Origin of the sequence: Paenibacillus sp. FSL R10-2788 (assembly GCF_038003885.1) — a bacterium.
In the GTDB taxonomy this organism is placed as follows: domain Bacteria; phylum Bacillota; class Bacilli; order Paenibacillales; family Paenibacillaceae; genus Paenibacillus_AQ; species Paenibacillus_AQ odorifer.
The window spans coordinates 4,519,968-4,532,599 of the sequence record NZ_JBBOQA010000001.1 but is presented as its reverse complement, the minus strand read 5'-3'; the positions used below and the strand labels follow the sequence as shown (position 1 = coordinate 4,532,599).

General features: G+C 45.4%; 12 protein-coding genes. 8 read left to right on the top strand and 4 right to left on the bottom strand.

Annotation, left to right across the window (positions count from 1 at the left end):
* Window positions 1–107 precede the first annotated feature (107 nt).
* A complete protein-coding gene (gene gyrA, locus NSQ50_RS20150) occupies window positions 108–2,549 on the top strand; it encodes a DNA gyrase subunit A (RefSeq protein ID WP_036685712.1) in 2,442 nt (813 codons plus the stop codon).
* A gap of 192 nt (window positions 2,550–2,741) precedes the next feature.
* Window positions 2,742–3,173, top strand: a complete 432-nt coding sequence (locus NSQ50_RS20145; RefSeq protein WP_036685713.1) for a MarR family winged helix-turn-helix transcriptional regulator — start codon at window positions 2,742–2,744, stop codon at window positions 3,171–3,173.
* Window positions 3,174–3,900: 727 nt separating this feature from the next.
* On the opposite strand, the gene NSQ50_RS20140 is transcribed toward NSQ50_RS20145, so the two are convergent.
* Complete coding sequence (locus NSQ50_RS20140) at window positions 3,901–4,647, bottom strand: RluA family pseudouridine synthase (protein ID WP_076223075.1); 747 nt, start codon at window positions 4,645–4,647, stop codon at window positions 3,901–3,903.
* Window positions 4,648–4,650: 3 nt separating this feature from the next.
* The gene (locus tag NSQ50_RS20135) at window positions 4,651–5,514 is read right to left on the bottom strand and encodes a class I SAM-dependent methyltransferase (RefSeq protein ID WP_036685718.1); all 864 of its coding nucleotides are present in this window, start codon (window positions 5,512–5,514) and stop codon (window positions 4,651–4,653) included.
* 231 nt (window positions 5,515–5,745) lie between these two features.
* Here NSQ50_RS20135 and NSQ50_RS20130 point away from each other — a divergent pair, with 231 nt between their 5' ends.
* From NSQ50_RS20130 to NSQ50_RS20115, 4 genes are all read left to right on the top strand, one after another.
* On the top strand, window positions 5,746–6,576 hold the full coding sequence (locus tag NSQ50_RS20130) for a helix-turn-helix domain-containing protein (RefSeq protein ID WP_076223077.1): 831 nt from the start codon (window positions 5,746–5,748) through the stop codon (window positions 6,574–6,576).
* A gap of 85 nt (window positions 6,577–6,661) precedes the next feature.
* Window positions 6,662–7,027 (top strand): VOC family protein, encoded by a 366-nt coding sequence (locus NSQ50_RS20125; protein WP_076104466.1) that lies wholly within the window; start codon window positions 6,662–6,664, stop codon window positions 7,025–7,027.
* 171 nt (window positions 7,028–7,198) lie between these two features.
* Window positions 7,199–7,651, top strand: a complete 453-nt coding sequence (locus NSQ50_RS20120) for a flavodoxin (RefSeq protein ID WP_076104467.1) — start codon at window positions 7,199–7,201, stop codon at window positions 7,649–7,651.
* Between the two features lie 13 nt (window positions 7,652–7,664).
* On the top strand, window positions 7,665–8,420 hold the full coding sequence (locus NSQ50_RS20115; protein ID WP_179087737.1) for a hypothetical protein: 756 nt from the start codon (window positions 7,665–7,667) through the stop codon (window positions 8,418–8,420).
* Window positions 8,421–8,517: 97 nt separating this feature from the next.
* Here NSQ50_RS20115 and NSQ50_RS20110 read toward each other — a convergent pair whose 3' ends face one another.
* Together NSQ50_RS20110 and NSQ50_RS20105 are read right to left on the bottom strand one after the other, a co-directional pair.
* Entirely contained in the window at window positions 8,518–9,363 is an 846-nt protein-coding gene (locus tag NSQ50_RS20110; RefSeq protein ID WP_038572386.1) for a GNAT family N-acetyltransferase, read from the bottom strand.
* Between the two features lie 82 nt (window positions 9,364–9,445).
* Complete coding sequence (locus tag NSQ50_RS20105) at window positions 9,446–9,739, bottom strand: GNAT family N-acetyltransferase (protein WP_038572385.1); 294 nt, start codon at window positions 9,737–9,739, stop codon at window positions 9,446–9,448.
* A gap of 759 nt (window positions 9,740–10,498) precedes the next feature.
* Between NSQ50_RS20105 and NSQ50_RS20100 the strand changes: the two genes are divergently transcribed.
* Complete coding sequence (locus NSQ50_RS20100) at window positions 10,499–10,816, top strand: transposase (RefSeq protein ID WP_036683594.1); 318 nt, start codon at window positions 10,499–10,501, stop codon at window positions 10,814–10,816.
* Entirely contained in the window at window positions 10,765–11,691 is a 927-nt protein-coding gene (locus NSQ50_RS20095) for an IS3 family transposase (protein WP_143760599.1), read from the top strand. The genes NSQ50_RS20100 and NSQ50_RS20095 overlap by 52 nt, the downstream gene beginning before the upstream one ends.
* The last annotated feature ends 941 nt before the right edge of the window (window positions 11,692–12,632 follow it).

Below are 12,632 nucleotides of genomic sequence, written 5' to 3'. Positions count from 1 at the left end.
TGGAACTGTAGGAGCGATAGTGCCCGGAATTCCAAAAATCCCTGAAGTACCCGAGAATCACCACACTATTTTAAAACGGGCAGTTTGAGGAACAGAAGGTGAGCAAAGTGAGTAGTTTATCAGAACAATTTTTGCCGGCATTTCTGGAAGAGGTCGTCGGTGACCGCTTTGGTCGGTATTCAAAATATATTATTCAGGACCGGGCAATCCCCGATGTCCGTGATGGACTTAAACCCGTGCAGCGCCGGATTCTTTACGCGATGTACGACTCCGGCAACACACCTGACAAGCCATACCGCAAGTCAGCCAAAACCGTCGGAGATGTAATGGGTAATTACCATCCACATGGTGACTCCTCTATTTACGATGGTATGGTACGTATGGCACAGCCTTGGAAGATGGGGCATGTGCTAGTTGACGGTCACGGCAACTGGGGCTCCATGGACGATGACCCAGCTGCGGCAATGCGTTATACAGAAGCACGGCTGTCTCCCATTGCAATGGAGATGATGCGTGATATCGAGAAGCGGACCGTCTTGTTTAAAGATAACTTTGACAATACCGCCAAAGAGCCTGTTGTGGTTCCTTCCCGGTATCCGAATCTGCTCGTAAATGGCACGAGTGGGATTTCTGCGGGTTTTGCTACTGAAATTCCGCCACATAATCTGCGTGAAGTAATTGACGCTTGTATCGCAGTGATGCAGAAGCCAAATATTGAGCTGGAAGAAATTATGACCTTTATGAAAGGTCCGGATTTCCCTACAGGCGGCACGATCATGGGCGGAGACGGCATCATGGATGCTTACCGCACAGGTAAAGGCCGTATTTACCTGCGCTCCAAGACAGAGATTGAGAATATGCGGGGCGGCAAGCAGCAAATCGTGATTACGGAAGTTCCATTCCAGATTGTAAAATCACGGCTGGTTACTTCCATGGAGAATATTCGGCTGGAGAAAAAGATCGATGGCATTGCCGAGGTTCGTGATGAGAGCGGCCGTGAGGGATTGCGGATTGTAGTCGAACTCAAAAAAGAGGCTGATGCTCAAGGCGTGTTGGCGTATCTGCTCAAAAAAACCGATCTTCAAATCACCTATAACTTCAATATGGTTGCTATTGTTAACAAAGCGCCTCAGCAGCTTGGTCTAAAAGCCATCCTGGAAGCTTATATCGCGCATCAGCGTGAAGTTGTGACTCATCGCACCCAGTTCGATCTGGAACGCGCAGAAGACCGTGCTCATGTCTTAGAGGGCTTAGTTAAAGCACTGAACATCCTGGATGAGGTTATCGCTGCGATCAAAGCTTCGAAAAACCGTCAAGATGCTCAGAACAATCTCGTATGGATGTTCGGCTTCAGTGAACGCCAAGCCGATTCGATCCTTACTTTGCAATTGTATCGTCTGACCAATCTGGAGATCACTTCACTCCAGAAAGAGTTAGATGAAATGATGGCAAAGATTACACATCTGCGCGGCATTTTGGAAAGCGACAAAAAGCTAGTTTCTGTAATCCGTAAGGAACTGCTGGAGATTCGCGACAAATACGGCATTGATCGCCGTTCTCTGATCCAAGGCGAAGTAGAGGAGCTCAAGGTTAGCCTTGAAGCGCTGGTCAACGCGGAGGATGTGCTAGTTGCTCTTTCAGCAGATGGTTATATTAAGCGGACTGGTATGCTTTCCTTCACCCGTTCAGGTGGGGAGCGTCATACCTCAGGCGTCAAAGAAGGCGACCATATCGTCAGGCTGCTGGATGTGAATACCCGTGACAGTCTGCTGGTATTTACCCGCAAGGGGCAATACTTCTTGCTTCCTGTGCACCAGATTCCGGAGTTTAAATGGAAAGAGCCTGGTACAGCGATTGTGAATGTCATTGGATTGTCTAAAGGAGATGGAATCGTTAGTGTGATTCCGGTTAATAATCTAGATGATCCGCAGCAAAGTCTTGTGTTCGTCACCCGTCGGGGTCAGGTGAAGCGTACAGAGCTCAAGGAATACTCTACAAGCCGTTCTGGAGCTGTAGCGGCCTGTAAGGTAGCCGAGGGTGATGAGATCATTACAGTGGCTTCCAGTACGAATGACAAGGACATTGTGCTGGTTACCCGTGAGGGAATGAGTATCCGATTCCATGAGAATGAGGTTAACCCTATGGGTCGCGTTGCATCTGGTGTAAGAGGAATTCAGCTGCGCGAGGGCGACGAGGTGATTTCCTGCTTCTGGGTCAGCGAAGATGAAGGCGAAATCCTTGCTATTTCTGATATTGGTTATGCGAAACGTTCATTACTTGTGGATTATCCATCACAAAGCCGTGGTGGCAAAGGAATGCCAACCTTCGAATTCAAGGAAGGCAAACGAATACGTCCAAATGGCAGCAGGTTAGCAGGGGCTTTCTATTGCAAGGAGCCATTAGAACTGAATGCCGTTACTCGTGAGAATGCCCACCATACGTTCTCCTCTGAATCAGCGCCGCTGGGCGAGCGTCGTTCTACAGGCAAACAGATTGTAGCTGTGGAGAAAAAGGATGAGATCATAAATCTTTTCCCATCGGTTCATTAAAACTAGCGATTAACAAGTGATTTTATAACGGCGTTTAGTCCGCTCTTTTGGAGGGTTGACTAAGCGTCGTTTTTTATTTTTTTATGCTGAAGGTCCGGCAGATTTATTTTTTCTTCTTTTGCAGGAAATGGAAGTTGTTTCGCGAAAATGTAGATATACCGGATAGAACCGCGAGGAAAGGAAGGAATAAGTGTGCATGCTTCTGAATTCAGTAAAATTTGGCATAAGATTTTAAAAGATTATAAATTACATATGGACAGTAATCTTGCTCCAACGCTGACGGATGCCCAACTTACTGTACTTGAACTGCTTCAGGAACGCGACGCCATGAAGCCTTCTGATCTGGCTCCACATTTGGCGACCAGTCCTGCAGCGGTTACGATGTTACTTGATCGGATGGAGAAGCATGAGCTTATTGTGCGGGAAAGAGATGCTTCGGACCGGCGGATTGTATGGGTGAGCATAACGGAGACTGGAAAGGAAGAAACTGCACGTGGTCTAAAGATCCGCAGTGATTTTTTTGCGGAAGCGCTTGATCCGATCTCCTCTCATAACCAACAGTTACTGCTCTACTTAATGGGCAAAATGGTTGTTACAACTACACCGGAGGGTTCTACACCTTGAAGCAAATAGCTTTGCTGTATCACTAGTGCATTTAGAGTATGTAGAAGCATTTAGAGGATGTAGAAGCATTTAGAGTGTTAGAAGTATTTAGAGTATGTAGAAGCATTTAGAGTGTTTTAGAGCAATTAGAGGCACCTAGATGAATCTAGATGCATTTAGTTGTATTTTGTACAGCTATTGTTTGCTAATTACTCGATTGATGAAATATAACTGTATTTTATACAACTATTTTCTTGATTTACTTCTCTTTTTGCAGTTTCCCTGATTTTTAATTGTAAAAAGTACACTTAAAATCCGATCTACTGCTTTTTTATTCGGAATAAGTGTATAGAATGCAGTTATCTTACTTTTCATTTCAGATTCCATCTAGGATCCACTGCTGAACCACTGCTGAACCACTGCTGAACCACTGCTGTTCCACTACTGATCCACCGCTGATCCACTGCTAAACAGAGCGGTTGACCGTTAGCTAAGTTCAGGCTGGAAGGTGGAAGGAATGTTTAATCTCGAAAGGATGTTTAATCTCAAAGGGATGTTCAATGCCCGGCTGGAATAATTGGACTAAGCATATCCTGCGGAGCTAGGAAGAACACTCCAGCGTGCGTGGATCCTCTTCCCATAGTCTGTTCAAGTAGCAGACGCAGAACCAAAAACGAGGCAGTGATTCTCCACTAACCGGAGAATCACTGCCTCGTTTTTATCGTTTCAATGCCTAGAAACGGCTGCTTTAGAACAGCCCTTTTTGTAGTGTTTCCCGCGGCCACAGATCCCAAGGATGGGTTTGTGGGGGCAGAGAGATGAGTTCCACTTCTTCTTTAGTAACAGGGTGAGGGAATCCTACAAGTGCTGACCATAACGCAATTTGTTGCCCCGGTTTGTTCACTGAAGCCCCGTACTTCTGATCACCGTATAATGGGCAGCCGATCGAACTTAGCTGCACCCGAATTTGGTGGGAACGCCCTGTAAGTAAATCAATCTTAAGCAGGCTGTATCCTTCTGCACTGTCAAGCACTGTGTAATCCAGAATTGCTTCCTTGCCGCCGGGAGTTCCTTTTCGAACCACGGTGACGGTGTTACTCTTTGCGTCTTTAAGCAGCGTATCTGTAAGACGGCCACGAGTGGCTGGCAGTTTACCATGCACGACTGTTAAATACACCTTATGAAAGCCGTGAGTACGGACACTCTCGGATAGTCTTGAAGCCGCTTTGGAAGTCTTGGCAAAAATCATTGCTCCCCCAACCGGTCGGTCCAAACGGTGGACCAGACCTATATAGACGTTGCCGGGTTTGTTGAAACGTTCCTTCACATCTTCTTTCAGCAGGTTCAGCAGGTCAGGATCGCCTGTTGCATCCTCCTGAACAGGAATATTCACAGGTTTTACAATCCCCAGAAGATGGTTGTCTTCGTACAACACTTCAAAGCGTTGCGATCCGCCGCTTACAGCCTCGTTGTTGCCGGAACTATGCTGTGTCATGGCTTACGCCTCCCAGCGACCCAGGATACCACATGGCAGGTTCATGCCGGAGGAGGTGATCGGAAGACCGATTTCGCCGGAGGTAAGCTTTCCGCCATAACGTTTGCCCATGGTCATGGACAACATGTTGCGCAGTACAGTTGGAGAAATACCAGTGGTGTAGGAATTAATGAGCATGAACAAAGGGTTGTCGCTCATAATCTCCATACAGCTCTCAAGGAAAGGGTACAAGCTTGATTCAAGCTTCCACATTTCTCCACCAGGTCCTCTTCCGTAAGAAGGAGGGTCCATAATAATCGCATCATATTTACTTCCGCGGCGTTGTTCACGTTGTACGAACTTGAATACATCATCCGTGATAAAGCGGACTGGACGTTCTCCAAGACCAGACAGCTGAACGTTTTCTTTCGCCCACTGCACCATACCTTTGGCTGCATCTACGTGAACGACAGACGCACCGGCACTCGCCGCTGCCACAGTAGCTCCACCTGTGTAAGCAAAAAGATTCAGCACTGAGATTGGACGGTTAGCCGCAGCAATCTTGTCCATCATCCAGCTCCAGTTGGCTGCTTGTTCAGGGAATAGTCCTGTATGCTTGAAGTTTGTAGGACGTAAGTGGAATTTTAATTTACCATAGCTAATCTTCCAATCGTCCGGAATCGTTTTTTTCATTTCCCATTGTCCGCCACCAGCGGAGGAACGGTGATAATGTCCGTGCACATCACGCCATTTAGCGGTCTCATTATTTAGAGGCCAAATAATCTGTGGATCAGGACGACGCAAGATAATATCGCCCCAGCGTTCGAGCTTTTCTCCACCGCCTGTATCAATTACTTCATAGTCTTTCCAATCGCTCGCTATATACATGATTTAATCCATCCTTCAAAAAAATTCATTTAGCCTTTATTGTACAACATTTCACCTGATTGCTACAAACAAATTACGCCTCAGCCAGCTTCACCAATTATTTTGTCCAATGCTAATGAAGTGTATAATATTCCCATGCTTATGCGGCTATTCAACTGGTGCTGCAAGACTTGATTGTGTATGATCAGATAGTAGAGTCCTTACCCTATTTACGATCGGAGAACTAAAGCTATGTTCAATCTCTCACCGCTGTATTTCCCTATAACTGCAAAACCCAACCACACTAGTGAGTTTCTGCCCAGCCATGCCTTGCAGCCGTTTATTCGCTGTTTTTGGGGTTCTGTAGATGTGGAGTCTATACAACAACCTGAGACGGAGACAATAATTCCGGACACCTGCATGGATATTATTTGGGATTTGGATAGGGTATCAGGCAATACAAATACTTTTTTCTCCGGCATCAATGACACTCCATTTGAAGTCTCTTCAGACAGAAAACCAGGGGGGAGTACAACCTTTGGGATCCGATTTCATTTCTGGGCAGTTCATTTTTTTGCAGATGATCATCTGCGGAATGTCTTGAATGCACATGTCGATGTAGAACATTATTTTGGCACTTTTAAAAAAGAGCTTGGTCATCTATTGGAGAAAGTAAACTCGATGGACGAAAGGATTGCAGCCGCTGAAGCCTATCTGCTTCGTCGTCTTGAGCGTGGAGGGCGGACTAACGATCGGATGATGAACGCAGTCTATACTATGGTTAAACAAAAAGGGATTGTGACCGCTGAGGATTTGGAGACCAGTTCTAATTTAAGCAGACGACAACTTGAACGGCTTTTTCAAGAATATATAGGTGTATCGCCTAAAAAAACAGCAGATCTCGTGCGGTTTCAGAATGTATGGCGGGAGATGTGTCATTTACCTGGGCAGACAAAGAATATGCAGGATCTTATTTTCGCGTATGGTTACAGTCACCAGTCCCATTTTATCAATAATTTCAAAAAATATGCTGGAAGAACCCCACTTGAAGCCTTGGTCTATGCAGGCCGAAGAATGTCGTAATTTTGCAATACAAAGCGTGTTAACCTTGTTAGACTAAACCCATGTAAGAAATGAGACATATTATGAAAATGAGAGGGGACAAGTTATGATTTCGTCTTTTGAAGGGACTAACATTTACACTAAAGATACTGCGGCGTCAGCTAAATTTTATACGGAGGTACTAGGAATTCCTATGCCTTTCGAAGGTTACGGTAATTTCGACGGGGCAAAGCTTGGTTTTGACAAGAAACAGCCGGGAATTATTATTTGGGATGCTGCAAAGTGGGAAAATCTTACGACAGGTTTTGTTAATTTAGTATTCGGCTGTGATAATCTTGATGAGACATACGAGCAGTTGAAAGCTAAGGGACTGGATTGTCAGCCACCTGTTACGATGGAATATGGCGGTAAAGAAATGAATTTTCGTGATCCTGATGGGAATCACATAACCTTGCTGGAAGGTGCTTATTAAGCTTCTTTTTAAGAAAAATGAGACGGAGCGCAAACTTCAACCGTGTGTAATAACGGGGAGTTTGCGTTTTTTTAACTTTATTTATTGACAATGATAATCATTATCAAATAGAATGAGGTGAAGCGTATATGATTTAAATTTAAGGTGTTAGTAGGGGAGGAACAGGAGTTTATGGCTAAAGTGCTTGTGGCATATGCTAGTTTAACTGGCAACACTGAAGAAATGGCTGAATTGATTGTAGAAGGAATACGCCAAGCAGGCGGTGAGGCTGTTTTGAAGTCGGTCACTGAATGTAATGCGATTGAGATAAAATCATATGAAGGCGTTCTGCTAGGGGCATATACTTGGGGAGACGGAGAGTTGCCGGATGAATCTCTTGATTTCTATGAGGAGATGGATGAACTTGATTTGACTGCCATGAAGTCAGCAGTTTTTGGTAGTGGGGATACAGGCTACGCCATTTATTGTGGGGCAGTGGATGTTATCGAGGAGAAGTTAAAGGAGCGTGGAGCAGTCATTTTGCAAGATAGCCTAAAGATTGAGTATGGCCCTAATGCTGTAGAAAAAGAAGCCTGCCGTCAATTCGGACGTCAATTCATCGAAGCCTGTATGGCGGTAACCTAAGATGGGGGGGCCAGTGGGAAGTTGGTTTAACAAAGCAAGGGCTGTACATACCCCTCCGTATAAACGGCTGCACGATTATCGCATGGAGCATATTATGCTGGGTGGGACTGAGAATTTAGCTAGCGGAGCTCAAGCGACGGGTCTCCCACGTTGGCGCCAGCAGGTTCAATATGCTGTGGGGCATACGCTTAATGACTTCTATAGTCTGCTGCCGGAAGTGCGGAGAGAGACACCTATACAATTTCTGTTAGAGCGACGGTGGCCTCCTAGGGGAGATGCTTTTCCCTCCCTTTTGCAATATTGGGATATCAAAACGAGTGTAGCTGATGAGCTTATGCGTATCGTTTCAAGCAATCATCTACAGGAGATTCCAGTGATGTTATATGAACAGTGGCATGTCCCAGTTCCAGCGTTGAATTTGGAGTTATCGATGATTACACAACTGGCTTGGAACTCTTCAAAAAGTGGCCGGAGCGTGAACATTCAGAAGTTTATGGTTAATGGCAATGAGGATATCATCACTGGATTTATGCATATGGCCAATGTTTTTTGCCATCATGCTTATGGTGAGCCAGCGGAGACCGTGGAAGTTTTCTCGCTGCTGGATGGACGTAAATACTGCTTTGCTGGAGAGGCAATCTCGCTTATGGAGTCACTGGATTATGTGCGTTTGTTATCCGTATTTCTTGAGCGTGAAGTGTTAGCTGACGGTTCCTTAAGCTGCAGCGATCGTAGAAATGAGAGAGGCGAAGCGAATTATTTACTATAATAAATATAGACCTCCTTATCTGCAGGTTAGAACACCAGCAAGTAAGGAGGTCTTATTGTTACTGCTTTATTAAAATCTCAAGAGTTAGGTCGGGGGATTAGCCGATAAATCGGTAATAATCCTGTTTATTCTGAATGACAAAGCCGCAGCTCTCATACAGCTTAAGTGCATTGGGATTATCCAGTGCGACCTCCAGATTTACACCATTATAATTTTGGCGCTCTCGTTCGATGGTCTGAAGAAGGGCGCTGCGGCCAATGCCAAGCCCACGTAGCTTTTTGTCGACTGTAAATCCATAGATCCAGGATTCATTATCTTCAGTCCACACTCGCATTTTCCCAACAGGCCTGCCGTCCATCTCGATCATAATATTCTCTTGCATATCTTCCTGTTTGTGCAACTCATACTGCTCGGCAGCATCTTCTGTCTTCATATCAAAACCTCCACAATCCAGTTCGACCAGAATGTGTGCCTCTTCTTCACGAGCTGGCCGTAAGACCACAGTCCCTGTTGCTGAGCTAACATCAGAAGAAACCATGGAATTGCCATCCCATTTCATTTGATATTCAGCGTGATTGAACTGTAGAGGCAAGGTTTGCAGGAAAGCAGTTCCAGATGAAGAAGCGGCGGGTGCATTTAGAAGAAGAGTAGAGACTTTATTGCGTTTGATTATGTTTTGTGCTCGGTTCCACAGAGAGGTGAAGATTCCGCGTCGACGGTAGCCTGGCCGAACCATGCCACAGACCTCCATATCGCTTCCAAAACCATAGAGTCCCAAGAAACCGACCAGTAATTCGTCCTCATAAGTCACAAGCCATTCCGTATCACCTGCGCTTGATGGCTGGCGGAGCATATCCCAATTCAGTTTTAATGAGATTCCTTCATATTGCTCACAGCGTTGTTGCAATTCCTCAATATTCTTAAAAGTGTCGGCAGACGTCAAACCCGTTTCCCCCTAAAGTGTATTTGAACTATTATAAGTTCGCATAGTTACTAAAAAAGCTTCGCGGAAACGGGAGCAGGTTTTAAGCTCTCCCGCCAGTATTCCCGCTCAGCACGTCTTTGTACTCCGGGTACTTCTCAAATTGATGCGCAGCATAGGAGCACACGGGTACAATTTTTAAATTCTCATTCCGAGCCTTGTCCACAACAGCACGTACAAGCTCTTGTCCAGTACCTTGCCCGCGCAGTTCTTCGGAGACACGAGTGTGGTCAATGACCAATTCCCCGGTTTCTTTATCCAAACTGTATGTGATTTCGGCAAGGTCCTTACCGTCATTAGCAACAAAAAAACGTCCGTTTTCATTTTGAATTTGCATCTTATGGCTTCACTCCTAATTAGTTATTGCCTATATTTTACTACCATTAATTGCAAAAAGCGAGGAGCGAACCAGATTGATTGTTCTTCGGGCTGAATGTTGCTTTCCTTGTTACCCGTGGATCGCTGCGCTGTATTTTTTGTTCATGTGGGCAACTTGGCCAAGCAGAATATAGCAAGTGAGAGTTAACTAACCTCGAGTATTTGTTTTGGTAAGCTGAAAACTGGGAACCCCCGGAACCCCCGGAACCCCGAAATGCCAGAACCCCGTAACCCCGTAACCCCGTAACCCCGTAACCCTTGGTTTTCCTATCCGCAGAACCTTTCGGACCCAGCTGACGCTATTTGCATATTTTTAGCCTTTTAAGTAAATTTTCGGACACCAGCGCAGCTATTCCTGTGGAATAGGCACTAAATTGGCGTTTTTTATGCCAATAGCGCCTATGGAGTCCGATAGCATGCTGAAAAGGGGATAATACTGCGAATAAGGTCAACTGTGTCCGATAGCGTAGGATACTAATCCTCCGTAGAACCTTTCGGACCAGAGTTCTAATTTCCCACTGATGCTTTCGGACCCAGCAGACGCTATTTGCACATATTTAGCCGTTTGAGTAAATTATCGGACACCAGTGCAGCTATTCCTTATGAATAGGCACGAAATAGGCATTTATAGTGTCAATAGCGCCTATGGTGAAGCTAGAATAAAAAGTGGACAGTAGTTAACAGACTGGCGATAATGAGTCCACGGAGGTGTGTTCACATGGGAGAACATCGACAACGGTATAACGAAGAATTTAAAAAACAGACAGTGCAGTTCATTCAAGAGCAAACAAAGACAGTGGGCGACTTGGCGGAAGAGCTCAACATCCCAAAAAGTACCCTGCATCAATGGATGAGCCAGTATCGAGAACTAAAGAATGAACCGGCAGCTAGCGTGGATCGAGTACGGGAACTCGAGGCACAGTTGAAAGAAATGAGCCGTCAACTTCAAGAAAAAGATAACAAGATTGCTGATGTGGAAGAGGAATTAGCGATCGTAAAAAAAGCAGTGCACATCTTCAGCAAACCAAGGAACTGAGATTCCAGTTTATTGAAAAACATCGCTCCGAGTTTCTCTTGGAGAAGATGTGCATGACCCTACATGTGTCACGGAGCGGGTACTACAAGTGGCGGACAGAAAAAAACAGTACGCATATGCTTCGTAAGGCTGCGATAATGAAGCGAATTCAGTATCATTTTGCAGACCATCAAAAGCGGTATGGGAGTCCGAAGATCACCCGCCTGTTGCATCAAGAAGGTTATACCGTTACCGAACGCACGGTGAGTGTGTACATGCGACATATGAAGCTTCGCTCCATTGTCTCCAAAACGTATCGCGTACAGACCACCGACTCCAATCATGACCATCCGATTGCCCCGAATACGCTGAACCAGCAATTTAAAATACTCAAACCCAATTCAGTATGGGTTACCGACATTACGTACATTCCTTGCCGGGGAGGGCGCTTGTACCTGGCTAGTGTGATGGACCTTTGCACGCGCGAAATCGTGGGGTGGCGCTTGGAGAACCATATGGAAACTAGCTTAATTTCGGGCGCCTTACAAGATGCTTACGAAGCTAAACAACCGGAAAAGGGTCTATTACATCACTCCGATAGAGGTTCTCAATATACTTCTCATGAATACACGAAGCAGTTGAAAGCGTATGGCATGGAGTCCAGCATGAGCCGCAGAGGTAACTGTTATGATAACGCCTGTATCGAGTCGTGGCACAGCATTTTGAAAAAGGAGCTCATTTATTGTAATCCACGATTCAAAACTAAGGAGCAAGCCTACCAGACACTTTTTCAATATATTGAGTTTTATTATAACCGCAAGCGAATGCATGGCGCGCTGGGGTATCTTTCTCCAGTTCGTTTTGCTGAGCAATTGACTAGAATGTCTGTTGCGTGACTGTCCACTTTCTTGACAGAGGTCCATGGAGTCCGATTGCTCACAAAAAATGGGATAATACTGCGAATAACGTCAACTGTGTCCGATAGCGTAGGATACTAATCCTCCGTAGAACCTTTCGGACCAGAGTTCTAATTTCCCACTGATGCTTTCGGACCCAGCTGACGCTATCTGCACATATTTAGCCGTTTGAGCAAAGTTTCGGACACCAGTGCAGCTATTCCTTATGAATAGGCTCGAAATAGGCATTTATAGTGTCAATAGCGCCTATGGAGTCCGATTGCTCACAAAAAATGGGATAATACTGCGAATAACGTCAACTGTGTCCGATAGCGTAGGATACTAATCCTCAGCAGAAGCTTACGGACCAGAGTCCTAATTCCCCACTGATGCTTTCGGACTCAGCAGACGCTATTAGCACATTTTTAGCCTTTTGAGCAAATTTTCGGACCCCAGTGCAGCTATTCCTTTGGAATAGGAGCGAAATAGGCATTTTTAATGCCCATAGAGCCTATGGAGTCCGATTGCACACAAAAAATGGGATAATACTGCGAATAACGTCAACTGTGTCCGATAGCGTAGGATACTAATCCTCAGCAGAAGCTTACGGACCAGAGTCCTAATTCCCCACTGATGCTTTCGGACTCAGCAGACGCTATTTGCACATTTTTAGCCTTTTGAGCAAATTTTCGGACCCCAGTGCAGCTATTCCTTTGGAATAGGAGCGAAATAGGCATTTTTAATGCCCATAGAGCCTATGGAGTCCGATCGCACACAAAAAATGGGATAATACTGCGAATAACGTCAACTGTGTCCGATAGCGTAGGATCCTAATTCTCCGCAGAAGCTTACGGACCAGAATCCTAATTCCTCACTGATGCTTTCGGACCCAGCAGACGCTATTTGCACATATTTAGCCGTTTGAGTAAATTTTCGGACAC